Annotated in this window: 21 protein-coding genes and 1 pseudogene; 5 read left to right on the top strand and 17 right to left on the bottom strand. The window is 66.0% G+C overall.

The features are described from left to right. Positions 1–93: 93 nt before the first annotated feature. The gene (locus LDZ27_RS09790) at positions 94–2,523 is read left to right on the top strand and encodes a bifunctional diguanylate cyclase/phosphodiesterase (protein ID WP_244813910.1); all 2,430 of its coding nucleotides are present in this window, start codon (positions 94–96) and stop codon (positions 2,521–2,523) included. A 19-nt stretch (positions 2,524–2,542) separates the two neighbouring features. On the opposite strand, the gene LDZ27_RS09795 is transcribed toward LDZ27_RS09790, so the two are convergent. From LDZ27_RS09795 to LDZ27_RS09815, 5 genes are all read right to left on the bottom strand, one after another. After that, positions 2,543–3,001: a CopD family protein gene (locus LDZ27_RS09795; RefSeq protein ID WP_244813911.1), complete on the bottom strand. Its 459-nt coding sequence runs from the start codon at positions 2,999–3,001 to the stop codon at positions 2,543–2,545. Positions 3,002–3,146: 145 nt separating this feature from the next. Next, on the bottom strand, positions 3,147–5,468 hold the full coding sequence (gene parC / locus LDZ27_RS09800; RefSeq protein ID WP_244813912.1) for a DNA topoisomerase IV subunit A: 2,322 nt from the start codon (positions 5,466–5,468) through the stop codon (positions 3,147–3,149). 31 nt (positions 5,469–5,499) lie between these two features. Further along, on the bottom strand, positions 5,500–7,479 hold the full coding sequence (locus LDZ27_RS09805) for a DNA topoisomerase IV subunit B (protein ID WP_244816107.1): 1,980 nt from the start codon (positions 7,477–7,479) through the stop codon (positions 5,500–5,502). A 269-nt stretch (positions 7,480–7,748) separates the two neighbouring features. Then, the gene (locus tag LDZ27_RS09810) at positions 7,749–9,683 is read right to left on the bottom strand and encodes an ATP-binding cassette domain-containing protein (RefSeq protein ID WP_244813913.1); all 1,935 of its coding nucleotides are present in this window, start codon (positions 9,681–9,683) and stop codon (positions 7,749–7,751) included. Between the two features lie 116 nt (positions 9,684–9,799). Next, positions 9,800–10,210: a DUF4399 domain-containing protein gene (locus LDZ27_RS09815; protein WP_244813914.1), complete on the bottom strand. Its 411-nt coding sequence runs from the start codon at positions 10,208–10,210 to the stop codon at positions 9,800–9,802. A 274-nt stretch (positions 10,211–10,484) separates the two neighbouring features. Between LDZ27_RS09815 and LDZ27_RS09820 the strand changes: the two genes are divergently transcribed. Continuing rightward, positions 10,485–10,667, top strand: coding sequence for a rubredoxin (locus LDZ27_RS09820; RefSeq protein ID WP_244813915.1), 183 nt, complete (start codon positions 10,485–10,487; stop codon positions 10,665–10,667). A 50-nt stretch (positions 10,668–10,717) separates the two neighbouring features. On the opposite strand, the gene LDZ27_RS09825 is transcribed toward LDZ27_RS09820, so the two are convergent. Continuing rightward, entirely contained in the window at positions 10,718–11,461 is a 744-nt protein-coding gene (locus tag LDZ27_RS09825) for a bifunctional 2-polyprenyl-6-hydroxyphenol methylase/3-demethylubiquinol 3-O-methyltransferase UbiG (RefSeq protein ID WP_244813916.1), read from the bottom strand. Continuing rightward, positions 11,461–12,264 (bottom strand): hypothetical protein, encoded by an 804-nt coding sequence (locus LDZ27_RS09830; RefSeq protein ID WP_244813917.1) that lies wholly within the window; start codon positions 12,262–12,264, stop codon positions 11,461–11,463. The genes LDZ27_RS09825 and LDZ27_RS09830 overlap by 1 nt, the downstream gene beginning before the upstream one ends. 205 nt (positions 12,265–12,469) lie before the next feature. Here LDZ27_RS09830 and LDZ27_RS09835 point away from each other — a divergent pair, with 205 nt between their 5' ends. Then, complete coding sequence (locus LDZ27_RS09835; protein ID WP_244813918.1) at positions 12,470–13,600, top strand: PAS domain-containing sensor histidine kinase; 1,131 nt, start codon at positions 12,470–12,472, stop codon at positions 13,598–13,600. Between the two features lie 21 nt (positions 13,601–13,621). Here the strand turns inward: LDZ27_RS09835 and LDZ27_RS09840 are convergent, their stop codons facing one another. Then, positions 13,622–13,975: a hypothetical protein gene (locus LDZ27_RS09840; RefSeq protein ID WP_244813919.1), complete on the bottom strand. Its 354-nt coding sequence runs from the start codon at positions 13,973–13,975 to the stop codon at positions 13,622–13,624. A gap of 25 nt (positions 13,976–14,000) precedes the next feature. On the opposite strand from LDZ27_RS09840, the gene LDZ27_RS09845 reads away from it, so the two are divergent. Next, positions 14,001–14,492, top strand: coding sequence for a universal stress protein (locus LDZ27_RS09845; RefSeq protein ID WP_244813920.1), 492 nt, complete (start codon positions 14,001–14,003; stop codon positions 14,490–14,492). A 189-nt stretch (positions 14,493–14,681) separates the two neighbouring features. Here LDZ27_RS09845 and LDZ27_RS09850 read toward each other — a convergent pair whose 3' ends face one another. From LDZ27_RS09850 to LDZ27_RS09860, 3 genes and pseudogenes are all read right to left on the bottom strand, one after another. Next, positions 14,682–15,671 carry a zinc-dependent alcohol dehydrogenase family protein gene (locus tag LDZ27_RS09850; protein ID WP_244813921.1) on the bottom strand — a complete coding sequence of 330 codons (990 nt, stop codon included), beginning with the start codon at positions 15,669–15,671 and terminating at the stop codon, positions 14,682–14,684. Between the two features lie 130 nt (positions 15,672–15,801). Further along, positions 15,802–16,086, bottom strand: a pseudogene (locus tag LDZ27_RS09855) (DUF1488 domain-containing protein); the annotation flags it as partial. 225 nt (positions 16,087–16,311) lie between these two features. Next, on the bottom strand, positions 16,312–16,614 hold the full coding sequence (locus tag LDZ27_RS09860; protein WP_244813922.1) for a hypothetical protein: 303 nt from the start codon (positions 16,612–16,614) through the stop codon (positions 16,312–16,314). A 327-nt stretch (positions 16,615–16,941) separates the two neighbouring features. On the opposite strand from LDZ27_RS09860, the gene LDZ27_RS29005 reads away from it, so the two are divergent. Continuing rightward, complete coding sequence (locus tag LDZ27_RS29005) at positions 16,942–17,733, top strand: universal stress protein (protein ID WP_370653295.1); 792 nt, start codon at positions 16,942–16,944, stop codon at positions 17,731–17,733. A 35-nt stretch (positions 17,734–17,768) separates the two neighbouring features. Here LDZ27_RS29005 and LDZ27_RS09870 read toward each other — a convergent pair whose 3' ends face one another. From LDZ27_RS09870 to LDZ27_RS09895, 6 genes are all read right to left on the bottom strand, one after another. Beyond that, complete coding sequence (locus tag LDZ27_RS09870; RefSeq protein ID WP_244813923.1) at positions 17,769–18,566, bottom strand: DUF2182 domain-containing protein; 798 nt, start codon at positions 18,564–18,566, stop codon at positions 17,769–17,771. Further along, positions 18,563–19,165 carry a DUF1326 domain-containing protein gene (locus LDZ27_RS09875; RefSeq protein ID WP_244816108.1) on the bottom strand — a complete coding sequence of 201 codons (603 nt, stop codon included), beginning with the start codon at positions 19,163–19,165 and terminating at the stop codon, positions 18,563–18,565. Before LDZ27_RS09875 ends, LDZ27_RS09870 begins: the two co-directional genes overlap by 4 nt. Before the next feature lie 206 nt (positions 19,166–19,371). Then, positions 19,372–20,742, bottom strand: coding sequence for an MFS transporter (locus LDZ27_RS09880; RefSeq protein WP_244813924.1), 1,371 nt, complete (start codon positions 20,740–20,742; stop codon positions 19,372–19,374). Between the two features lie 59 nt (positions 20,743–20,801). Further along, positions 20,802–21,794, bottom strand: coding sequence for an ABC transporter substrate-binding protein (locus tag LDZ27_RS09885; RefSeq protein ID WP_244813925.1), 993 nt, complete (start codon positions 21,792–21,794; stop codon positions 20,802–20,804). Between the two features lie 29 nt (positions 21,795–21,823). Next, on the bottom strand, positions 21,824–22,996 hold the full coding sequence (locus LDZ27_RS09890) for a Gfo/Idh/MocA family protein (RefSeq protein ID WP_244813926.1): 1,173 nt from the start codon (positions 22,994–22,996) through the stop codon (positions 21,824–21,826). After that, on the bottom strand, positions 22,996–24,315 hold the full coding sequence (locus LDZ27_RS09895; RefSeq protein WP_244813927.1) for a Rieske 2Fe-2S domain-containing protein: 1,320 nt from the start codon (positions 24,313–24,315) through the stop codon (positions 22,996–22,998). The genes LDZ27_RS09890 and LDZ27_RS09895 overlap by 1 nt, the downstream gene beginning before the upstream one ends. Positions 24,316–24,327: the final 12 nt, after the last annotated feature.

The raw sequence follows: 24,327 nt of genomic DNA on the forward strand, positions 1-24,327 counted from the left end.
CACTCGCCGGACGTCTCGACACATGTCTCGCCATTTCCACCTCGCGCGCCTCGGCGGGCGCGCGCTACGCGGTTCCGCCGCACCGAACGCTTCATGAAGCGTTCGCGCTCACACGCGGCGAGCGAATCCCAACTGGCCCCTCCGTCGGCGCGGCGGCGGCGCGCGCTGCTCGCGATGCCCCTACTGGGCACCTTCGTGCTCGTCCTTCTGTGGGCGGTCATCTTCGCGCGCCTTTCGGTGGAACGCGAAGCGACGACGCACGAATCGATGGCCTCCGCCGCGATCCTCTCGTCCGCGCTGGAACAGCACACGATCCGGGCGATTCATCAGGTCGATCAGATCACGCGCTTCGTCAAATACGAGTACGAGAAAGCGCCCGACACGTTCGATCTCGTCGCGACGGTGGACAAGGGCGTCGTGCAAAGCGACACGCTCGTGCAGGTCTCGCTCATCGACGAACACGGCAGGCTGACCGCGAACACCTACGACGCGCATCCGAAGCCGATCGATTTATCCGATCGCGAACACTTCAAGGTTCACGCGCGTTCGAACGACGACCTGCTCTACATCAGCCGTCCGGTGCGCGGGCGCGTGTCCGGCAAGTGGACGCTGCAGATCACACGGCGGCTCAATCATGCGGACGGCTCGTTCGCGGGCGTGGTCGTCGTGTCCGAAGACCCGGCGTATTTCACCAGCGACTTCTATAACGTCGCCTCCATCGGGCGCGAAGGCGTGATCGCCGCCGTGTCGGACAACGGCTCGGTGCTCGCGCGCAGCACCGGCGGCACGCTCGCGGAAACGCCGTCGCCGAAGGCCGTCGCGAAAGGCAGCGCCCGCGACGGCACGGGGTCGGCGCGCGCGGCCTTCAGCGCGAGCGGCGTCTATCCTGCTTCCGAACAGGCTTCCGGTATCTATGCCGATCCCATCGACGGCGTGAGGCGCATCGTGTCGTACCGGCATATCGACGGCTATCCGCTCGGCGTGCTGGTCGGCCTGTCCGAGCGCGAGGAACTGGCCGACTACCGCCACACGCGCAACGTCTATTTGCTGATGGCGAGCTTCATTTCGCTCGCGATGCTCGGCTTCTTCGCGGTGGCGACGGGTCTCATCGGCAAGCTGCTCGGGCGCGAGCGCGAGATGACGCATCTGGTCGAATACGACCTGCTCACGGGCCTGCGCAATCGCTATTCGACGCTGCGCGCGCTGCGTGCCGACGTCGGCCAGACCGAGAACATCGGGCGGCTCGCGCTGCTCTTCATCGATCTGGACAACTTCAAGACGGTGAACGACACGCTCGGCCACAACGCCGGCGACATCGTGCTGCAGATGACGGCGTCGCGCCTCGCGCAGACGGTGGGTCAGAGCGGCATGCTCTCGCGCATCGGCGGCGACGAGTTCGTCGTGATCGTGAAGGGCGATGACGTCGAGAAGCGCGCCGTCGCGCTCGCCGACGACATTTCGACGATGTTCGCGACGCCCTTCGACGTGCGCGGCAGCGCGTTCGTGCTGCACGCGAGCATCGGCATTGCGCTTTTCTCGGTGTCGAACGAAAGCGAAGTCGACTTGCTCAAGAAAGCGGACCTCGCGATGTACAGCGCGAAGGACGCGGGCAAGAACTGCTATCAGTTCTATTCGCCGCAGCTTTCGCACCGCGCGGACCATCTGATGAAGTGGGAGCAGCAGTTGCGCGTTGCGCTCACCGAGCGGCAGCTCTTTCTCGTGTACCAGCCGAAGATCGATCTCGCGCGCCGCTGCATCACCGGCTTCGAGGCGCTCGTGCGATGGCATCATCCGCAGCACGGGCTGATTCCGGCCAACGAATTCATTCCGGTCGCGGAGTCGACGGGCCTGATCGTCGCGGTCGGCGACTTCGTGATTCATACGGCCTGCGCGCAACTCGCGCAGTGGCAGCGCGCGGGCTACACCGCGCTGTCGCTCGCGGTCAACATTTCGGCCGTGCAGTTCTGGCGCGGCGATCTGCTCGAGACCGTCGCGCGCGCCATCGACGCGACCGGCATCCCGCCCGACAAGCTCGAACTCGAAATCACCGAGACCGTGATGGTGGAATATCCGGAGCTGGTGCAGGAGAAGATCGTCGCGCTCAAGCGCCTGGGCGTTCGCATCGCGCGCGACGACTTCGGCACCGGATATTCGTCGCTGTCCTATCTGAACCGCTTTTCGGTGGATACGCTCAAGGTGGACCGCTCGTTCATCCAGGCGATTCCCGAAGACCGCAGCGTCTGCGTGATGGTCGCCGCGATCATCAATCTCGCGCGGTCGCTCGGCCTGACGGTCGTGGTGGAAGGCACCGAGCGCGAAGAGCAGATCGCATGGCTCGCGGCGCTCGGGCCGGTCGAGGCGCAAGGCTTCCTGTTCTCGCGCCCCGTTCCCGCCGATGGCGTGCAGGCGCTTCTGGATCGCTTCGGCGTATGCGGCTGGCCGATCGGACGGGGTGTGCTCGGATTGCGCAGCTTCGGTCAGGAGCCGTCGAGCACGGCCTTGAGCGACGAGCGCGGCGCCTGAGGCTCGCGTATCGCGTCGTTCAGATGCCGCGCGACAACACCGCCGTTCCGACCGTCACGATGCCGAGCACGAGATTCACGACGACGAGCCGCCGCACCGTGCCGACCGCGCGTGCGCCATCGGGCCAGTTCTGCGCCTGCACCGCGCGCCGGATGCGCGGAAACACGCCGAAGCGGATATGCCCGAAGATGAGCATCATCACGATGCCGAGGCCCGCCATCGCATGAAGCGGCCATGCGGCGTGCGCGCCGCCGTATTCCACGAGCAGGAAGCCGCCCGTCAGCAGGATGATGAGCACCGCGCCCGCGACCCAGTTGAAGAACCGCGCGAACACGGCTTCCCAGAGCGGCAGGCGCAATTGCGGCGTGAGGTCGCCGAGCGCGGGGCGCAGGCAGAAATGCGCGAAGATCATCCCGCCTATCCATACGGCCACACCGAGCAGATGCAGAAAGAGTGCGGCTTCGATGGCTTTGGTCATGGAGATTTCCGGGCGGCTGGTGAATGAAGTGTGGCCTTTCGACTGAACGTCGGCGCGTCAGTTCCGAAACGCTTCGACGCGAAGCGCAAAAGAAAACGCCTCGCTGCGATATTCGCAGCGAGGCGTAGAACAGGCCGGGATCGTGTCAGCCCTCGAACACCGGCCGCATCTCGCTCACCTTCAGCGATGTTTCCGGCGCACGCCCCTTTCTCGCGCGCTTGCGGAGATGCAGTTGCAGTTGCGTTCCCGCGAGCTTCTCTTCCCTCACCTTGCCGCCGCGCCCGGTTCCGATCAGCAGCACGCCGCGCGCGTCGATGGCGAGCGCCTGACGCAGCGTTTCGTTCGGATCGAGCGCCATCAGCGTGACGCCGCGCCCACCGCCCGCGAGCGTCTTCATCTCGTCCATGCCGAAGACGAGCAGGCGGCTCGCGCTCGACAGACACGCGACATGGCTCGCGCCCGGCACCACCGGCATCGGCGCGAGCGGCGCGGCGCCTTCGTCGATGGTCATGAACGACTTGCCCGCCTTGTTGCGGCTCACCAGGTCGCCGATCTTCGCAATGAAGCCGAAGCCGTTGCTCGACGCCAGAAGCAGTTGCTGCTCCGCCGACGCCGCGAAGTAATGCAGCAAGTGCGTGCCGGATTCCAGTTCGATGAGCGACGTGACCGGCACGCCGTCACCGCGTCCGCCCGGCAGCGCCGCGACCGGCACCGAGTACACGCGCCCGTTGCTGCCCCACGCGATGAGCGTATCCGGCGTGCGCGCCTGGAACACCGCATAGAGCGAATCGCCGGCCTTGAACGTGAAGCCCGCCGGATCGAGTCCGTGACCCTTCAGCGCGCGCACCCAGCCCTTCTGCGAGACGACGACCGTCACCGGCTCGTCGACGACGCGCGTCTCCAACGTCGCGCGCGTGGCCTGCTGGATGAGCGTGCGCCGGTCGTCGCCGTACTGCTTCGCGTCGGCTTCGATTTCCTTGATGAGCAGGCGCTTCATCGCGGCGTCGCTGTTGAGGAGTTCTTCGAGCTTCTTCTTCTCGTCGCGCAGTTCGGACAGTTCCTGTTCGATCTTGATCGCTTCCAGCCGCGCAAGCTGACGCAGCCGGATTTCGAGGATGTCTTCCGCCTGCCGGTCCGACAGGTTGAAGCGCGCGATCAGCGCCTCTTTCGGCTGCTCGGCTTCGCGAATGATGCGAATGACTTCGTCAATATTCAGAAAGACGATCATCCGCCCTTCGAGAATATGAATGCGGTCGTTGACCTTGTTCAGGCGATGCTGCGTCCGGCGCGTGACCGTCACGAAGCGGAAACCGACCCACTCGTGAAGAATTTCGACGATGCCTTTCTGACGTGGCCGGCCGTCCGCGCCGATCATCACGAGGTTGATCGCCGCGTTCGATTCCAGGCTCGTATGCGCGAGCAGCGAATTGACGAACTCCGTCTGATCGATGCGGCTCGACTTCGGTTCGAAGACGAGGCGCACGGGCGCGTCCTTGCCCGACTCGTCTCGCACGGTGTCGAGCAGGCCGAGCAGCGTCTGCTTGGTCTGCAACTGATCCGGCGTCAGCGTTTTCTTGCCGAGCTTGATCTTCGGGTTGGTCAGTTCCTCGATTTCCTCGAGCACCTTCTGGCCGGACGTGCTCGGCGGCAATTCGGTGATGACGAGCTGCCACTGGCCGCGCGCCAAGTCTTCGATCTTCCAGCGCGCGCGCACCTTGAGGCTGCCGCGCCCCGTTTCATAGGCCGCCGAGATTTCCGCCTGCGACGAGATGATCTGCCCGCCGCCGGGAAAGTCCGGACCGTTGAGCTTTTCCATCACGCCGGCGTGGTCGAGCTTCGGATCGCGGATCATCGCGACGGCGGCTTGCGCGACTTCGCGCAGATTGTGCGATGGCACTTCCGTCGCGAGACCGACCGCAATGCCCGATGCGCCGTTGAGCAGCAGGAAAGGCAGACGCGCGGGCAGGAGCTTCGGCTCTTCGAACGAGCCGTCGTAGTTCGGCATGAAATCGACCGTGCCCTGATCGATTTCGTCCATCAGAAGCCGCGCGATCGGCGTGAGGCGCGCTTCGGTGTATCGCATGGCCGCCGCGCCGTCGCCGTCGCGCGAGCCGAAATTGCCTTGCCCGTCGATGAGCGGATAGCGCATCGAAAAGTCCTGCGCGAGACGCACGAGCGCGTCATACGCGGACTGATCGCCATGAGGATGATATTTGCCGAGCACGTCGCCGACCACGCGCGCCGACTTCACCGGCTTCGCCGTGCTGGCGAGTCCCATTTCGCTCATCGCGTAGAGAATGCGGCGCTGCACGGGCTTCTGCCCGTCCGATACGTCGGGCAGCGCGCGGCCCTTCACCACGCTCACCGCGTAGTCGAGATAGGCGCGCTCGGCGTAATCGCCGAGGGTCAGTTGCTCTGCGTCTGGCGCCGCTTGCTGTTCGGCGAAAAGATCGTCTGTGATTCCCATCGAATTTCCGTATCAGTGCGTTGATCGAGCGTCAGATGTCCGCTTCGACCTCGTTGCCCTTCTCTTCGAGCCAGCTTCGGCGCGACGCCGCTTCGCCCTTGCCCATCAGCATCGTCATGCGCGAGACGGTGAGATCGAAGCCGAGATCGCCGAGACCGACCGGCAGCAGGCGGCGCGTGTCGGGGTTCATCGTCGTGTCCCACAGCTGTTCCGCGCTCATTTCGCCGAGGCCCTTGAAGCGGCTGATGCTCCATTGCGTCTCGCGCACGCCGTCCTTGCGCAGCTTGTCGAGAATCGCTTCCAGTTCGCCTTCGTCGAGTGCGTAGAGCTTCTGCGCGGGCTTCTTGCCGCGCGCGGGAGCATCGACGCGAAAGAGCGGCGGACGCGCGACGCATACGTGACCGCGTTCGATCAGTTGCGGAAAATGCTTGAAGAAAAGCGTGAGCAGGAGAACCTGAATGTGCGCGCCGTCGACGTCCGCGTCCGACAGGATGCAAATCTTGCCGTAGCGCAAGTTCGAGAGATCGATCTGATCGTCGGGACTATGCGGATCGACGCCGATGGCCACCGCGATGTCATGCACTTCGTTGTTCGCGAAGAGGCGGTCGCGCTCGGTTTCCCAGGTGTTCAGCACCTTGCCGCGCAACGGCAAAATGGCCTGGAATTCCTTGTCGCGGCCCATCTTCGCGGACCCGCCCGCCGAATCGCCTTCCACGAGGAAAAGCTCGTTGCGCGTGATGTCCGTCGATTCGCAATCGGTCAGCTTGCCCGGCAGCACGGCCACGCCCGAACTCTTGCGCTTCTCGACCTTCTGGCCCGCGCGCGTGCGCGCCTGCGCCTGCCGGATGACGAGTTCCGCGAGCTTCTTGCCGTATTCGACGTGCTGATTCAGCCACAACTCCAGCGCCGGCCGCAAGAACGACGACACGAGCTTCACGGCATCGCGGCTATTGAGGCGTTCCTTGATCTGCCCCTGGAACTGCGGGTCCAGCACCTTCGCCGACAGCACGAACGACACGCGCGCGAACACGTCTTCCGCGAGCAGCTTGACGCCCTTCGGTTGCAGATTGTGAATCTCGACGAAGTTCTTGACCGCCTGAAAGAGACCGTCGCGCAGGCCGGATTCGTGCGTGCCGCCCGCGGGCGTCGGAATGAGGTTCACATATGATTCGCGCAAGAGCGGCCCTTCCTCGCTCCACGCGACGACCCACGACGCGCCCTCGCCTTCGGCGAACGTTTCTTCGTTCGAGCGCGAGTTGTCCGCATAGCGCTCGCCTTCGAAAAGCGGAATCAGCAGTTCGCTGCCGCCCATCCCTTCGAGCAGATAGCCGCGCAGACCGTCCTCGTACTTCCACGTCTGACGCTCGCCCGTCTTCTCGACGACGAGCACCACTTCGACGCCCGGCAGCAGCACGGCCTTCGAGCGCAAGAGGCGCTGCAACTCGCCCTGCGGCAGATTGGGGGAATCGAAATACTTCGCGTTCGGCCATGCGCGCACGCGCGTGCCGGTCTTCTTCTCGCCGCGTTCGACGGAACGCGTCGTGAGCGGCTCGATGACATCGCCGTTGGCGAACGCGAGTTGCGCGACCTTGTTGTCGCGCCAGACCGTGACTTCGAGGCGCGTGGCGAGCGCGTTCGTCACCGATACGCCGACGCCGTGCAGACCGCCCGAGAACGTGTACGCGCCGCCCGCGGCCTTGTCGAACTTGCCGCCCGCGTGCAGCCGCGTGAACACGATCTCGACGACCGGCACGCCTTCTTCCGGGTGCATGCCGAACGGAATCCCGCGGCCGTCGTCTTCCACGGACACCGAGTTGTCCGTGTGCAGCGTGACCGTGATCTGCTTGCCGTAGCCGCCGAGCGCTTCGTCCGAGGCGTTGTCGATGACTTCCTGCACGATGTGCAGCGGATTCTCGGTGCGCGTGTACATGCCCGGCCGCTGCTTGACCGGCTCGAGTCCCTTCAGCACCTTGATCGATGCTTCGCTGTAACCGGCCGCCTTCGCGCTCATCGCGCGCTTCGTGGTGACTGCTTCGGCCGCACTGGATTTTTTCGTGGACATAGTTGAACGTTGGTCCGGCCTTCTGCGAGACGAGCGGGAATGCTCACCGCACGACGCCGCGATGCCGGCGAATGCTTGATCGAATGCTCGAGGATTGCCTGACGAGGCCGGCGTGAGCGGACTCGTGCCGCGTTCGCCTGCCGCGCCGCGCTAGGAGAATAGCGGTTTTCGCCCGCCACGCCCATCTTGACGATGCGCGCGGCGCCGTGCAAGACGGCTTACTTGCGCTTCGCTTCCAGCTCTTCCCAGCGTTCCAGCGCGACGAGGAGTTCGTCTTCGATGGCCGCGTGGCGCTCAGACAGCCGCGCCCCTTCCTTCGCGTCCTTCGCGAAGATCGAGCCGTCTTCGAGCTGCGCGCCGATGCGCTTCTGCTCCTCTTCCAGGTCCGCGATGCGCGCGGGAAGCGCTTCCAGTTCGCGCTGTTCCTTGAACGAGAGTTTGACCGTGCGCTGCGCGTTGCGGCCTGCCGCGCTCTCCTTGGGCGCGTCCTCCTTCGGAGTTTCCTTCGCGCTCTGCCGCGCCGCTTCCTCGGCGATGCGGTCCGAACGTTCGCGCTGAATCTGCCAGTCGGAGAAACCGCCGACGTACTCGCGCCACTTGCCGCCGCCTTCCGCCGCGAACACGGAGGTCACGACGTTGTCCAGAAACGCGCGGTCGTGGCTCACGAGCAGCACGGTGCCGTCGTAGTCCGCGAGCAGTTCCTCGAGCAGTTCGAGCGTGGGAATGTCGAGGTCGTTGGTCGGCTCGTCGAGCACGAGCACGTTCGCCGGGCGCGCGAAAAGACGCGCGAGCAACAGGCGATTGCGCTCGCCGCCCGAGAGCGAGCGAACCGGCGAGCGCGCGCGTTCGGGCGCGAAAAGAAAGTCGCCGAGATAGCTCATGACGTGCTTCTTGACGCCGTTCACTTCGACCCACTCGCTGCCGGGGCTGATCGTGTCCGCGAGCGATTTGTCGAGATCGAGTTGCGCGCGCATCTGGTCGAAATACGCGGTCTGGATGTTCGTGCCGGGGCGAACGCGCCCTTCGTCGGGCTGCAATTCGCCGAGAATCAGCTTGAGCAGCGTGGTCTTGCCCGCGCCGTTCGGACCGACGAGCCCGATCTTGTCGCCGCGCATGACGGTGGCCGTGAAGCGATCGACGATGGTGCGATCGCCGTAGCGCTTGGTCACATCCGTCAGTTCCGCGACGATCTTGCCGGACTTCTCGCCCTGTCCCACGTCGAGCCTGACATTGCCCTGCACGTTGCGGCGTTCCGCGCGTTCATTGCGCATTTCGACGAGCCGCGCAATGCGCCCGACGCTGCGCGTGCGCCGCGCCTCCACGCCCTTGCGAATCCACACTTCTTCCTGCGCGAGCAGCTTGTCGAACTTGGCCTGTTCCACTTGCTCGACTTCGAGCTGCTGCGCCTTGCGAATCTGATATGCGCTGAAATTGCCGGGATACGACAGCAGACGCCCGCGATCCAGCTCGACGATGCGCGTCGCCACGCGATCCAGAAACGCGCGGTCGTGCGTGATGAAAAGCAGCCCGGAGCGCAAGGTGACGAGCAAATCCTCGAGCCAGCGGATGCCTTCGAAGTCGAGATGGTTGGTCGGCTCATCGAGCAGCAGCACGTCCGGCTGCACGACGAGCGCCCGCGCCAGCGCGACGCGCTTTCGCATGCCGCCCGAGAGCGCGCCCGCGCGTGCGTCGCCGTCGAGACCAATCTGCGCGAGCGTCGTCGAAACGCGCGTGCGCCAGTTCCACGCGTCGCGCAGATCGAGCGCCGATTGCAGCGCGTTCATGCGCGAGAGCAACGCGTCGTGCTGCGCGCCTTCGGGCGTGTCCGCGAGCCGATGCGCGACGTCGTCGTATTCGTCGAGCAACGCGCGCGCTTCGGTGAGGCCCGAGGCGACGACATCGAACACGGACGCGTCGAGGTCGAACTCCGGCTCCTGCGGCACATAGACGGTCGTGAGTTCGTTCTGGCGCGTGACGAGGCCGTCATCGGCCGCGGCGAGTCCCGCGACGATTTTCAGGAGCGACGACTTGCCCGCGCCGTTGCGCCCGATCAGCCCGACGCGCTCGCCCGCCTCGAGCGAGAAGTCGGCGTGATCCAGCAATGCGACGTGACCGAACGCGAGTTGTGCGTCCGAGATGGAATAGAGCGACATGGGGATGAATTGCGAACGATAGGGATACAGCGCAAGCGGCCATTGTACCGATGTTGCCCGCATCCATCGGCGCCCTGGCCGAACGGACGAGGCGCGCTGTCCCGCTCGTTCCCCGCTTAGCGGACGTGAACCCGGATGGTCTGCGCCATCTCCGGCCCATACGAGCGATGGGCGCCGTCGCCGAGCTGCATCGTGAGCGTATGGTCGCCGGGCGGCAGTTTCACGTCGGCTTCGGTCTGCGCCTTGCCGTAGTGCAGCGACGTATCGCTCGCCGGAATGACGGTGCCTTTGGGCAGCGGGCCGCTATCGATCAGCAGATGGTGGTGCCCCGTGCCTTCGGTCATCGTGCCCGCCGGCGCGAGCTTCATGCCGTCGATGCCGAACTTCACGTGCACAGGGCTCGTCACCGTCGCGCCGTCTTTCGGCTCGATGAAATAGACGCGTGATTGTGCGTGAGCCGCGCCCGCGAATGCCGCGAGCGCGAACGCGCCCGACAGCGCGGCGGTGCAAAGCGTTTTGTTCAGCATCGTGTTCTCCTGTCGCGTGAATCGCATCGAGAAAGCGAGTATGGCGAGTAGTGGCGAGTAGTGGCGAGTGATGGCGCGGCCTTCGCCGCAAAAGCGCCAGCCAGAATACACCCGCCTTTCGGCGACGCGCATCGCGCGTGCTTTGCTGCGCTTTCGCGGCGTTTGCGCCCGAAACAATGCGCCCAGGCGTTTCGGGTAAGATGCCGCCTCGCCGTTTGCCGCGCCGTCCTGAATGCACGCGCGGCCCGTTTCAATCCGAGAACGAGAGTGTGTCGTGAGCGAAGTCATCGAATACAAAAGCTGGGTGTGCCTGATTTGCGGCTGGGTCTATAACGAGCAGAACGGCCTGCCGGGCGAAGGCATCGCGCCGGGCACGCGCTTCGCCGATATTCCCGCCGCGTGGCGCTGCCCGGAATGCGACGTCGGCAAGGAAGACTTCGTCGTCGTCGAGTTCTGAGTTCCGGGTTCCGATTCAACGCCGCCGCGCTTTCCCGCGCGGCTTCTCGCCTAGCGCGCCACCGCGATCAGCTCGCGGCTCGTTTCGTCCACCGGCGCGCGGTTCCAGTCCCCATACCAGTCGATGTGCGCGAACCCCGCGCGCGTCAAGAGGCGCGCGAGTTCGTCGCGGCTGTAAAAGCGCAGTTCGCTCATCGCTTGCAGCGTTTGCGCGGCGCCCTCGAAGCGATAGTGCGTCGTGAACGCGACGCGGCCCGTCACGAGCGGATCGGGCGATGCGTGGCGCTCCAGCCAGACATCGGCCGTGCGCGCATCGGCGCCGCGCACGCGCCGCAGCGAGCGTTCCGGCGTCCAGTCCTCCCAGGCCCGCGCCGCCGGATTGCGGCTTTCGAACGCAATGCGTCCGCCTGGCCGCAACGCGCGGCGGGCAGCGGCGAGCGTCGCGAAGAGCGATGCATCGTCGAGGAAGATCTGCGCGACGTGGCCCGTCATCACCAGCAAATCCGCCGCGCCGACGAACGGCAACGCGGCCGCGTCGCCCTCGATCCAGCGCACGCGCTCGCCGTGCGCGCGCCCGCGCGCGATGCGCAACATCTCGCGCGAAGGATCGATGCCCGTCACGCGATAGCCGCGCTCCGCGAAGAGGCAGGTGAGCAGGCCGGTGCCGCATCCGAGATCGACGATACGCCCCGCGCCTTCCGCGAGCGCGAGATAGAACGCCGTGTCGGGGCCGGCGGGATTGAGCGCGTCGTAGAGGGCGACCGTGCGCGGATCGGCATAGAGCGTGGTCGGCATCAGCGGCTCTGGTAGGCGAGCGCGTCGCGCATGGGCTGGCTGTGTACCATGATCGGCCCGCTGAAAGGCGTGTCGAGATCGAGGATGACGAGCACCGCCGACGCGATCGACAGCGCCCCGAGCATGATGGTCACGAGCGAAAGCGCGTTGCGCGGCGCGATCAGCCCGAAACACAGAAAGATGATGAGCAGCCAGCCGACGAGAATGCGGTCGAACGGATAGGAGATCGAGCCGTGCGCTTCGTCGATCAGCTTCCAGCGCAGCGCGATCAGTTGCTCGAAGCGCGTGGCGATGTCGTCGGCGAGCTTGCGGCGATACGCGTCGGCGGGTGCCAGCAGGCGCACCTGACGCTCGCCGCGCTCGAGCATGTCGCCGAGCGTGCGGCTTGCGAGCTGGCCGCTTGCGCGCGGCGCGGCCTCGATGCGCGGATAGCCGCCGCCCGCCGGAGGCGGCTCGTTCGGCCACGTACTCGCGACCGCCGCCGCCGTGTAGGCGCGCATGAGCGCGCGCGTGGCGTCGAGGTCCGCGCCGTAATCGCGCATCGCGTGATCGAGTTCGATGATCGCGGCGGCATAGCTGCGAATGTCGCTGTCGGTCGTGTCGAACACGGTTTTCGCGGACGCCGTGAGAAGGCCCAGCACGAGCGCGGCGAACGTGACCAGCATGCCGACGACCAACTGCACGAGTTGCACCGTCTCCTGCGCCTTGTGCTCCTCGGGCAGCACCGGCCGCACGATCGCGCCGATGCCCGTGCTCGCGAGCAGCAGCACGAAGACGAGCACCGAGGATTCGATTTCGGTCATGAGCGCATGAGCCGTGAGGCGCGACGAAGGTCGTCGCATTATCGAGGCAACGGCTCTCGCGTGCAAAGCGTTACCGAACGCCGGCGCAGCGAACCGTTTCGCGATCCGCGCGTGGCCGTGCCGCGCGGCGGCGTGACGGGTACATTCGCCGCATCTACACTGCAAACGGTCGCGATGTCCACGATTCCAGCCACGGAGAAACCCGATGCGCCCTGCATGCGGTTCGTCCCCTTCCCTCGCGAGCGCGCCGCCGGACGAGGGCGCGATCATTTCTCCCCTTTGGACCGACGCGCATTTCCGGCTGCTCGTCGAGTCCGTCGAGGATTACGCCATCTTTCTGCTCGACGAACGCGGCAACATCGTCACATGGAACAACGGCGCCCGGCGCATCAAGGGCTATGATGCGCACGAGATCGTGGGCCGGCATTTCTCCGTGTTCTATCCGTCCGACGATATCGCCGCGAAGAAGCCGCAAAAGGAACTGGAGGCCGCCGCATCGAAGGGCCGCATCGAAGACGAAGGCTGGCGCGTGCGCAAGGACGCGACGCGCTTCTGGGCCAACGTCGTCGTCACGGCGTTGCGCGATGAAAACGGCAAGCTGATCGGTTTCGCGAAGGTCACGCGCGACATGACGGACCGCTTGCGCCTCGCCGAACTGCAGCATGCGCGCGAACTGTCCGCGCATGTTCAGGCGGCGCTGGAGGACGAACGGGCCACCATTTCCCGCGAACTGCACGACGATCTCGGCCAGCAGCTCGCGGCGCTCAAGATGCAGATCGCCGCACTGGATTCACAGCGCGAAGGCGCCGGGTTCGCGCGTCATTCGCTTGCCGACACGCGGGGCATCCGGGCGCAGATCGACACGGTCATCGCTTCGCTCAGACGAATCGCCGCGGGTTTGCGTCCGCCGGTGCTCGACGATCTCGGCCTTTTCGCCGCGATCGAATGGCTCGTCAACGATTTCCGCCGCCGTCACGGTCTTTCGATCGCGCTCGATCTCGACGGCGAAGAGATGGAACTCGGCGGCGATGCGGCGACTTCCATGTTTCGTCTCGTGCAGGAAGCGCTCACAAACGTCGTGCGGCACGCGCACGCGAGCGAAGTGCGTATCGAGGCAAGCTGCGCGGGCGACCGCTGCAGGCTGACGATCGAGGACAACGGCCGTGGCGCCGATCTCGCCAAGCCTCGCGCGGCGCATGCGTTCGGCCTGCTCGGGATGGGCGAGCGCGTGAGGCAGCTCGGCGGCGTCATCGCGTTTCGAAGCGTTCCGGGCAACGGCTTTCGCATCGACGTCGACATTCCCTTGAGCGGACTCGCGCAAGACGCTGGCCAATGAGCGAGCCGCTGCGCCCGCGTTCTACACCGCGATCGTTCTTGCGGCCTCGAGCCCGATCCACGCGATGCCTTCGCGCAATCCGGCGATCACCGCGTCGCGTTCGCTATCGAGCGTGCATGCGTGGCAGAAGCGATGCACGAAGCGGCCGCCTTCCACGTTGCGATGCTCGACGCCGATCGAACACACGAAGCCTTGCGGCCCCTGTGCCGTGGTGCAAGTGACGGTCCAGTCGCTCCTTCCACCTTCCGTTTGATTCGACTCTATCGGCGTGCCGCCCGAAGCCTTCGAGCAGGTCAACCGGACCCTTCGATGCCTTAGCGGATTCGCTTGATCCCGGTCAATCCGCTCGGCGACGCCTTCGGTAAAGTCGTTCACGACAAACCACCGTGACGAGCCCGCCATGTACACACGCATCCTCGCCCCCATCGACGGCAGCGCGACTTCCGCGCACGCGTTCGACGAAGCCCTCAAGATCGCGCGCGACAATCGCGCCGAGTTGCAGCCGCTGTTCGTGATCGATCTCCAGCCGGTCGCCTACGACGCCGCCGCCGCGTGCTATTCCGACATGCGCGAATCCATGCTCGACGAAGGCCGGCGCCTGACATCCGATGCGGCGAAGCGCATGGATCGCGAGGGCGTGAGCGGCAAGCCGCGCATCGCCGAAGTCGAACTGACGGGCGACGACATCGCCCAGCGCATCTGTCATTGCGCGCAGGACTTCGGCGCCGACCTCGTCGTGATGGGCACGCATGGCCGGCGCGGCTGGCGGCGGCTCGTGCTGGGCAGCGTCGCCGAGCGTTTCCTGCGACTTTCGCGCTGGCCGGTATTGCTCGTGCCGGGCCACGACGCCGAGGAAATCGCGCGCCGGCAGGCCGCTGCCGAAAGCGACTGAACGGCCCGGCGCGGCCAGCGTCGGCATTGCGCTCATCGCGCGCGCGGGCGGTGCGGTTCTTCGCGGGATCGAAAAATCGCTCGGCGATGCGCCACCGGAAGCCGCGCGTGCCGCGACGTCCGCATTCCCCAGCGGGCGCGGCTGAAGAACCGCTAGCGTTCGACGTATCCAGTTCGGCCGCCTCTCGCCTCACTCGTGGATACGCAGCACAGCGGCGCCGACCATGCGCCCTTCGCGGAGATCCGCGAGCGCCACGTTCGCGTCGGCGAGCGCGTACACGCGCGTTTGCACATGAAGCGCAATGGCCGCCGCGCGCGCCATGAATTCCTGCCCGTCCGCGCGCGTCAGGTTCGCAACCGACGCGATGCGCCGCTCCTGCCACAGCAGCGAATACGGGAATGCGGGAATGTCGCTCATATGGATGCCGCCGCACACGACGATGCCGCCCTTGCCCAGCGCCGCGAGCGCCGCCGGCACGAGCGCGCCGGCGGGCGCGAAGATGAGCGCGGCGTCGAGTTCGGCAGGCGGGCGTTCGTCGCTGCCGCCGGCCCATGTCGCGCCCAGTCGCATAGCGAGCGATTGAGCGGCGCTGTCGCCGCGGCGCGTGAAGGCGTAGACGGTGCGGCCCTCGTGCCGCGCGATCTGCGCGACGATATGCGCTGCCGCGCCGAAACCGTAGATGCCGATGCGCTCGGCGTCGCCCGCCATTTTCAGCGTCCGGTAGCCGATGAGTCCGGCGCACAGGAGCGGCGCGGCCTCGATGTCCGAATAGCGTGATGGAAGATGCAGGCAGAAGCGGCTCTCCGCGACCATGCGCTCGGCATAGCCGCCATTGAGCGTGTAGCCGGTGAAGCCCGGCGCATCGCACAGATTCTCGCGATGCGTCGAGCAGTAGCGGCAGCGCCCGCACGCATGGCCGAGCCACGGCACGCCGACGCGGTCGCCCGGCGCGAAGCCTTCCACGCCCGCGCCGATCGCGGCCACGCGTCCGACGACTTCATGCCCCGGAATGACCGGCCGCCTCGGATGCGCGAGCTCGCCATCGACGACATGGAGATCGGTGCGGCATACGCCGCACGCGATCACATCGATCAGAAGCTGCCCCGGACCGGCAACGGGGTCGTCGGTATCGGCGGCGCGCAATCGCGGGCCGGTTCCGTCGAAGAGCATTGCGCGCATCGTCCGCCTCCGTGCGATGCGTTAGTGTTGCCTTAGTGCTGCATTAGCGATGTGCGCTGCGTTCGCGCGGCGCCGCGTTGTCTGCGGGATGAGCGTCGTCGTGCAGCTTCCAGTCGCGATGCGGGTGCAACGCGGCCGTGCCGTCGCTGAAGCGGAAGTAGCCGCTGCGCAGCTTGACCGGCGTGCGCCCCACGCTCGTCAGCAATTGCTCGGCGGCGCCTTCGATATCCGCGCGATGCGTGTCGAACGCGTGCAGCAAGTCGTCCACCCGCGACGACGCCGCGCCGAAGTGATCCATCAACGCCTCGGCGGAAATGGTGCACGGGATACGTTCGCCGTCGGCGAGCGCGTAGAAAAGGAGCGCGGGTTCGTCGCCCCGATAAAGCGGCGCGCCTTCCAGGAATGCGATGTCCATGATGAAAGTCCTCACATCAGGTCGCGATACCCAACCAGTGTCCGCCCGCATGCGCCCGCCGCCGTTGATACAGATCAAGGGCATCGCGCGCCCGCGCCAGCATCGTCGTGATGTGTCTTGCGCGCCATTCGTCGCTGGGACACGTCCGCCTGTTTGCCTGCGCGTGTCCATCGTGCTTTCGCGCACTGGGCCGCCGATGCGTAAGCAAGTAGCGACCGGCAACCATCAGCGCGCCGGCGATGGCATGCGCCGCTGCGAAAGCAGGCGCACCGCGTTGTCGAATGCGCGATGAATCGCGATGCGGATGTCCGCGTCCGTGCTCCGCTGCACCGGCAACAGCTTGAAGTCGCGCGTGACGAGGTCGAGGCGCGCATCGAAAAGGCGGCGCCCGGAGGGATCGCGATAGGCCTCAAGCGTCAGGCGGCAATCGGCGATGTCTCTTGCGCTGCGCTCGAGCCGCACGAGTTCGATGCCCGCCTCGCGCTCCGCGTCGCTGGAGCCGGCGAATCCGAGAAAGTCGATTTGCATTCCGAGTCCCATGATCCCGCCTCCCCACTCTTTTCTGTTTCCGGAACGCGGGCCATGACTGCCAGCGCCCGGATCGCGGCGTCAGGACATCGTCCGCTATTTGCGTCGGATGGCTTTGACCCACGTCAAGCGCATGCCCGTATCGCCGCGAAAGCACGTTGCCTAGCGCTCATGCGGCTGCGGCTGTGGCGGCTGGCTCACGAGCGCATCGCGCGGGAGGCGCACGTCGTCGGACTATTCGCCGTGTTCGAGCCCAGCGCGCGCATTCGCTGTGATGGCCGGCACCGCGGACCACTACGCGCAGCACGCGGCGTTGCGCCGGAAGCAGTGCGGCGCGATCGAGCGTCTCTTCGCGCGGAGCTTGCGCGCGCCGACGTGCGCGGCGAGTGGATCGACACCGACGAGCGCGCCGCCTTCGCCGCGCCGCATTACGCGCGATACGCCGATCTCGTCATCGCGAGCCAGGACGATCCGAACGATCCCGATTCCTTCATCGGCGATCACTTTGCCGAGACGCTCGTCATGTCGTTGGGGCGTCCGGTACTGTTCGTGCCCTATACGGGCGTCTTCGCGTCGGTGGGAACGCACCCGATGATCGCGTGGGACGGCGGGCGCGAAGCGGCGCGCGCCGTCCACCATACGCTGCCGCTGCTCAAGTTCGCCGAACGCGTGACCGTCGTCACGATCGACGCGGACCACAGCGAAGCGGCCGGCAAGCGGACCGACGGCGCGGCCATCGCCGCCTGTCTCGCGCGGCATGAGCCGAACGTGGCGGTGTCGCCGGGCGCGGCGGCCAGCGATGCGCAAGCCGGCGACCTACTGCTCTCGCGCCCGGCCGATCCCGGCGGGAATTTCGGCGGGAATTTCGGCGGGAATTTCGGCGGGAATTTCGGCGGGAATTTCGGCGGGAATTTCGGCGGGAATTTCGGCGGGAATTTCGGCGCGGATTTCGGCGCGGATTTCGGCGCGGATTTCGGCGCGAATTTCGGCGCGGATTTCGGCGCGAATTTCGTCCCGATGCGCGGCTACGGTCATGCGCGCTGGCAGCAGTTCGTGCTCGGCGGCGCCACGCGCACGTTCCTCGCCTCGATGACGATGCCCGTGCTGATGTCTCACTGACGCTTGGGGCGAGCAAAGCCGCCACCCGCTTCCTCTCAAACAATGCCCGCGTGCTCCACGACGAGCCACGCGGACCACGCGATGAGCGCGACGCCGAGCGGCTTGCCGATGCGCCTGCCCGCGCGAAGGTTCTTCTCGGCAGCCATGATCGCGCCGAGCGCGAGCATCCATCCGACGCTCGCCGTGCCGATAGCGAACATCACGAGCATCAGCGCCCAGCAACAGCCGACGCAGAAAAGGCCGTGACTCGCGCCGAGCACGAAGCTCTCGCGGCGCGCGCGCCTGCCGCGCCAATGCCCGGCGATGAACATGAGCGGCGAGCGGCATCGGTCGAGACATCGGCGCTTGAGCGCGCTGAACTGATAGAGCCCCGCGACGGCGGCAATCGCCGCGCCGATGAGCCAGCCGTTCGCGAGCATCGCGGGCGACCGTTCGACGAGCGCATGAAGCGCCGAATCGAAGCCGTGCGCGACGAGGCCGAAAAGCGCCCACACGGTTGCATAACCCGCGATCAGCAAGGCGATCAGCGTGCGCCTGTCGTCGCGCGCGACGGTCATGCGCGCGAAAGCGTCGAAGAGCGGGAACGCGGTCGGCAGCATCATCGCGGCGATCATGACGAGCCATGCGGCGCTGTAGAGCGATGCCGCGAGCGCCGCGCTCGCGCCGGGCAGCGCGCGGCACAGCGCGCCGATGCCCGCGAGGTCGTTCCAGCTCGCCGTGTGCAGATAGCGCGCATACGGCCCCGCGTCCCATATCCAGAGCACGGTCCACGCGCTCGCCGTCAACGCGACGAAAAGCGGCGCGAAAAGCCTCGCGCGCGGGCGCCTTTTCATGACGAGAAACTGAAGGATCCCTGAATGGCGTTGTGTCCGCTCAAGTCGAGATCGAGATCGAGCGCGTCGTGCCGCAGGCGAAAGGAATTGGCTTTGGCGACGAACGCGGCAGACCCCGGTATCGTCGAAAAAATGCTTTCGACGAGTTTCGTCGGCTCGCCGTTCGGACCGCGATACGGCTCCATGTCCGCCTCGACGACTTCGCCGACCTTCATCCTGCCCTTGCCTTCGACGACCGTGTATTCGATCGGCGCGCGCTGCACCGAGACCATTTCGCCGATCAGCTTCACGATGTCCGCGAGCGGTCCGCCGCGCTCGCCACGGTGCGCGCTCACGAGCGCATCGAACTGCGCGTCGCTCGCGTCTTCGTCGACGAACATCGCGACGCGCCAGCCGCCCTTCAGCACGTTGCCGGGGATGAACGCCGCGAACGCGACCGTCCTGCCGGAGACATCGACGCCATCGATCACGCCTTGCTCATAGTGGTACGCGAGCGCGCTGCGGCACGTGCCGTTGTCGGGGTCTTCACCGACCCAGCACGGGCACAGGATCTTGCACTCGCATACTTCGAGGATGCTTCCCATCAGTTGATAGCCCACTTGCGCCTCCCTGCCGGTCGGACCGGCGGATGAACTGGCCGGGCGCAACATCGCCCGGCAATTCTTGTTGTAGGCGTTAAGCGGGCGGTAAGCAAAGCATCCCGAAAGATGCGCGACGCGTCATGGGCGCGTTATTGAAGCAGTCCGAACAGCGTCATGCGCGCGCGACGCTTAGGATCGACGGCGGAAGCGCCGCGCCGCCGGCTTCAATGCACTGGCGATCCGACGGCGGCGCACCGCGCCTCGCCGTCCGTCGCGGGATGACGCGAACGGTAAGCCGCGAGCGCGAAGACGCTCACCGCCGCGACGACGAGCGGCGCGGCCACCGCGCCGAAGATGAACTTCGGTCCCCAGTGCGCGGCGAGCATCGCGCCGCCGACCATCGAACCGACGATCGAGCCGACGCGCCCCATGCCGAGCGTCCACGCGACGCCCGTCGCGCGGCTCGCGGTCGCGTAGTAGCCCGCCGACAGGATATTGGTGCCGGTCATCGTCCCGCCGGTGCCGACGCCGGTCACGAAGAGCGCCAGCAACGCCAGCGCGGGCGCGCCCGACAGATGGCCGAACGATGCGAGGCTCACCGCCGCGCACACGAACGCCGCGCTGAGCACGTACTGCGGATTCATGCGATCCATCAGGATGCCGAGAAAAATCGCGCCGAGGCTGTTGCCGGTCAGATAGAGCGCCGTCATCAGCGAGGCGTTGTGAAACGACACGCCGCTCTGCTGAATCAGAATGGGCAGCCAGTTGCCGAGGAAATAGATGACGAGAAGCGCCATGAAAGCGGTCGTCCAGAGCAGCAGCGTGCCGCCGCCGACGCCCGGCTGCAGCAGTTGTCGGATCGGCAGGCCCTGCGCGCGCTTTTCTTCGAGCGTGATGTCCACATCGCTCAGGTCGAGATCGGCCGCGATCCGCCCGAGAATGGCGCGCGCCTCGGCTTGCCGGCCTCCGCGTGCGACGAGATAGCGTGCCGATTCGGGCAGCCAGCGCGCCAGCACGACGATGAGCAGCAGCGGAAGCACGCCGCCCACGACGAGCATCGCCTGCCAGCCGAACGCGCCGATGACGCGCGACGCGAACACGCCGCCGAGCGCGCCGCCCACCGCGATGCCGCATCCGATGGGCGCAACCAGCGTCGAGCGTAGTCGATTCGGGCAATATTCCGCCGCGAGCGTGTACGCGTTCGGCATTGCGCCGCCGAGCCCGAGGCCCGTCAGAAAGCGCAGCGCGATCAGCATGCCGATGGAGTCCGCCCACGCCGACGCGAGGCTGAAAAGCGCGAAGAGCGCAATGGATACGAGCAGCGTCGGCTTGCGTCCGAAGCGGTCCGCGACCGGGCCGAAGACGAACGAGCCGAGCGTGAGGCCGAAGAGACCCGCGCCGAACATCGGCGCAAGCTGGGCGGGCGTGGCGCCGAAGTGTGCCTTCAGCGCAGGCGCGATATAGCCGACGACGACCGTGTCGTATCCGTCGAGCACGAGGATCGAAAAGCAGAGTACGAACGTCACGATCTGGAAGCGCGACAGGCGGCGCGCGTCGATCACGTCTTGCAGCACCAGCGTGCGGGAATGCTCCATCGCGTATGTCTCCTTTTATCGCTTGTTTTATGCGCTCCGGCCGCGTCGTTTCCCAATCGTCAGATCTTGAAGCTCTCGAGCGTCGCAGGATGAAAGAGTTCTTCCGGCTTGAGCAGACGGCTCGACAGCCCTTCCGCATGATGCCGCTCGAGAAAGCGCGACAGCACATGGCGATTCGGCTCGAAGCCATAGGACCAGAAATCGTGGCCCATCAGCCGGCGCGCGTTGCTCAGTTGCTCTTCGACGAAAGGCAGCGTCACTTTGGTCGCGGACGTATCGCTGAGTTTCGCGAGCGCGATCGACTTGGCTCTCTCCAACGCCTTCGCGATTGCGCCCGGCAGCCACGGATGCTGCTCCGCGAGCGTTCGCCGCACGCCGAGCAGATGCATGATGGGGAAGAGCTTCGTGCGCGTGTACCAGTCGGCGGCGGCTTTTTGCGGATCGTCGTAGAGATACTTGACGTTCGGATGACCGTTCGTGAAGCACGACGGCGCGCGCGGGCCGATCACCGCATCGATGTCGCCGGACGCGAGCAGGCCGGAGATCGTCGCGTCCGGCGGCGCGTTTTCGAGCCGCACATCGGCGGGCAGGTTGAGACTGATCTTTTCCTCGCGGCCCGTGTGCTCGTAGCCGCCGCGCACCCAGGTCACGTCCGACGCCTTCACGCCGTGATCTTCTTCGAGAAAGAGGCGCGCCCAGACGTTGGCCGTCAGCTGATATTCCGGCACGCCGATGCGCTTGCCCTTGAGATCGGCGGGCGACTCGATGCCGCGATCGTTGCGCACGTAGATCGACGTATGACGAAACGCGCGCGACGGAAAGATCGGCACGCCGATATACGGGCTCGTGCCGGCCGCCGTCTTCACGCTATAGCTCGACAGCGACAGTTCGCAGACGTCGTAATCGGCATGGCGGAAGGCGCGGAAAAAAATCTCCTCCGGTTCCTGCAGCATGAACACCGGATCGACGCCGTCGATCTGCACTTCACCATCGACGAGAGGACGCATGCGGTCGTAGTTGCCCACCGCGACAGACAGATTCAGCTTGCTCATGATTTTCCCTTGTGTATTGCTTTGCGTATTCAACCGCCGATGCACACGTCGCGCTGCTCTTCGCTCGAACGCAGCATCGCGAGGCAGATGTCGAGCGTGCCGCGCGCCCAGACGCCGTCGTGCAGCGGCGCGATGCCGCCATGCACGGCGGCGACCAGTTCGTCGATCACTTCGGCGCGCGGCACGGCGGGCGCGTCGAGTTCGATGCGCTCGCGCCGCTCGTCGCCATAAACGACGATGCCGTCGGGCAGAGGCCGCAGATCGCCGCGCTCGCACGACACGATGAGCGGTCCGAAGTGCTGATGTCTGCGCGCTTGCGCCCGCTCGCGCGAAGGCGGCGCATAGGCGTCGCCGCCATACGTTCCCGCCGCCTTGAGCCGCGCTTCCTCTTCCTTCGACGCCACGCGCGAGAGCTTGCGGCGCGCGTTGCCGTATTCGTCGGGGCTGCGCGTCTGTCCCATTTCTCCGATCCAGCCGGTCCATTCGTCGGAATCGAAGTGCGCATAGCCGTTATAGGCGAGCGTCGCGAATGCGCCGTTCTCGAACCAGAGCGTCGCGGTATAGGCGCCTTCGGTCGGACGCGCCGCATCCCAGTTGCCGACCGCCGCGCGAATGCGCGTCGCACGGCTGCCAGCGAGGAGACGCACGATATCCACCTGATGCGCGGCCTGACTGAACACCGCGCCGCCGCCCTCTTCCGTCCTCAGTTCCTCCGGCCTGCGCGGACGAAAAAGATAGTCGGTGTAATTGAGCGCCTGAATCATCTTCACGCCGCCGTATGCGCCCGATGCGATCAGCTCGCGCGTCTTCAGATACGGCGTATCGAAGCTGTGGCAATGACCGACGATCAGATGCACGTTCGCTTCGCGGCACGCGCGGATCATGTCGTCGCATTCGGCGAGCGATAGCGCCATCGGCTTCTCGACGAGCACATGCTTGCCGTGCCGCGCCGCGATGCGCGCATGCGCCGCGTGAAACTGATGCGGACTCGCGATGTAGATCGCCTCGACTTGCGGCATGCGCGCGAGCGCTTCGATGTCGTCGAACGCGGGCGCGTCGAAGTCCGCTTCGAATTGCTGGCGGGCCTGCGCGCGCGGATCGCATGCGCCGACAAGCTCGACGCGCGCATCGGCGAGAAAGGTCGGCAACATCAGCGAGAAGGCGCGGCCCAGTCCGGCGATGCCGAGCTTGAGCGCCGCCATCAGACCTGAACCTGATAGTTCGGCTCGACCGGCGCGGCTTCGTCCACTTCGATCCACACCGGATGCGCGGCGTGTTGCTTCCAGTCGGTGTCCTTCGGCACCATCGCCTGAAACGAGCAGACGCTGCGCGGAATCGCCTTGTCGCCGGTGCCGATCGCGCCTTCGCCGGCCTCGAATTCCTTCACCGCGTCGAGCATGCGGCGGCGGAACTCGACGACGGCGACATCGCTCGCGCCGAGGCGCTCTTCGGTGCGGTCCGCGATAGCGCCCATCGTCAGCCACATCGCGATGTCCTGGTTCGGAAAGCCCTTGATGCCCGTGAAATTGCCCGACTTCATCGCCTCGCGATCCTGCCAGAAACGGTTGTCCGTGTTGCGCAGCGGCCGATAGTGTTCGTCCAGATCGATGCCCACTTGCTGGCCGAGGAACTTGCGCCACGTTTCCGTTTCGGGCGTCTTGTCCGGATGGCCCCACGCCATGAAATAGAACGCGGTGCTGGTGTCGTCGCACGGCACGTTGATGTTCGCGACGTTATAAAGATTGTTCGGCGGAATCAGCGCCGTGGCGGGCGCGACGAACACCGTCGAGCGCACGTAGTCGTGCGTGGCGGCGTTCTGGATCGGGCGGCGCAGCGCGGCATAGCGAAAGCCGTAGCTCGTGCGATGCACCTGCATGCGCGGCGCCTTGTCGGTGGACGGACGCAGCCAGTTCTTCGATGTCGCTTCCGCGCCGCCGACGCGCGCGGGCACGAAGTCCGACGAGTGCAGGCTGGAGCTATGCGCGGAATCGATCGCGCCTTCGAGAATCTGCGCCCAATTGCACGGCAGAATCGCCTTCGCGATGGCGACGCGCGTCTCTTCGGTCGGCGCCCACGCGGGCGGCACGAACGCGGGAATCGCATCCTGCGGGCCCATGTACGCCCACACGAAGCCGCCGCATTCCTTCGTTTCATACGCCTTGTGCTTGACCTTCTTCGTCATGTCGCTGCACGAAGGCTCGGAGACCATCTCGATCACGTTGCCCTTCACGTCCATCTTCCAGCCGTGATAGAGACAGCGCAGGCCGCAATCCTCGTTGCGCCCATACACGAGCGACACACGGCGATGCGGGCAATACTCGTCCATCACGCCCACGTTGCCGTCGGTGTCGCGGAACACGACGAGGTCTTCGCCGAACACGCGCGCCTTGACCGGTGCGCCATCCGGCTCGCTGACTTCCTCGATGAGGCACACGGGCGTCCAGTGACGCCGCATCAGCTGGCCCATCGGGGCATCGCCTTCGACACGGCACAGCAACATGTTTTCTTCATGGGTGAGCATTGCGCTTCTCCT

Source organism: Caballeronia sp. Lep1P3 (assembly GCF_022879595.1).
Classification (GTDB): Bacteria; Pseudomonadota; Gammaproteobacteria; order Burkholderiales; family Burkholderiaceae; genus Caballeronia.

Coding starts and splice junctions, on each gene's coding strand:
- LDZ27_RS09795 (WP_244813911.1), bottom strand. CDS start 3,001: ATGACCAAAGCCATCGAAGCCGCACTCTTTCTGCATCTGCTCGGTGTG.
- LDZ27_RS09805 (WP_244816107.1), bottom strand. CDS start 7,479: ATGAGCGCGAAGGCGGCCGGTTACAGCGAAGCATCGATCAAGGTGCTG.
- LDZ27_RS09895 (WP_244813927.1), bottom strand. CDS start 24,315: ATGCTCACCCATGAAGAAAACATGTTGCTGTGCCGTGTCGAAGGCGAT.
- LDZ27_RS09880 (WP_244813924.1), bottom strand. CDS start 20,742: ATGGAGCATTCCCGCACGCTGGTGCTGCAAGACGTGATCGACGCGCGC.
- LDZ27_RS09850 (WP_244813921.1), bottom strand. CDS start 15,671: ATGCGCGCAATGCTCTTCGACGGAACCGGCCCGCGATTGCGCGCCGCC.
- parC (WP_244813912.1), bottom strand. CDS start 5,468: ATGGGAATCACAGACGATCTTTTCGCCGAACAGCAAGCGGCGCCAGAC.
- LDZ27_RS09860 (WP_244813922.1), bottom strand. CDS start 16,614: ATGCAAATCGACTTTCTCGGATTCGCCGGCTCCAGCGACGCGGAGCGC.
- LDZ27_RS09845 (WP_244813920.1), top strand. CDS start 14,001: ATGTACACACGCATCCTCGCCCCCATCGACGGCAGCGCGACTTCCGCG.
- LDZ27_RS09825 (WP_244813916.1), bottom strand. CDS start 11,461: ATGCCGACCACGCTCTATGCCGATCCGCGCACGGTCGCCCTCTACGAC.
- LDZ27_RS09790 (WP_244813910.1), top strand. CDS start 94: ATGAAGCGTTCGCGCTCACACGCGGCGAGCGAATCCCAACTGGCCCCT.
- LDZ27_RS09885 (WP_244813925.1), bottom strand. CDS start 21,794: ATGAGCAAGCTGAATCTGTCTGTCGCGGTGGGCAACTACGACCGCATG.
- LDZ27_RS09890 (WP_244813926.1), bottom strand. CDS start 22,996: ATGGCGGCGCTCAAGCTCGGCATCGCCGGACTGGGCCGCGCCTTCTCG.
- LDZ27_RS09870 (WP_244813923.1), bottom strand. CDS start 18,566: ATGAAAAGGCGCCCGCGCGCGAGGCTTTTCGCGCCGCTTTTCGTCGCG.
- LDZ27_RS09810 (WP_244813913.1), bottom strand. CDS start 9,683: ATGTCGCTCTATTCCATCTCGGACGCACAACTCGCGTTCGGTCACGTC.
- LDZ27_RS09815 (WP_244813914.1), bottom strand. CDS start 10,210: ATGCTGAACAAAACGCTTTGCACCGCCGCGCTGTCGGGCGCGTTCGCG.
- LDZ27_RS09830 (WP_244813917.1), bottom strand. CDS start 12,264: ATGACCGAAATCGAATCCTCGGTGCTCGTCTTCGTGCTGCTGCTCGCG.
- LDZ27_RS09835 (WP_244813918.1), top strand. CDS start 12,470: ATGCGCCCTGCATGCGGTTCGTCCCCTTCCCTCGCGAGCGCGCCGCCG.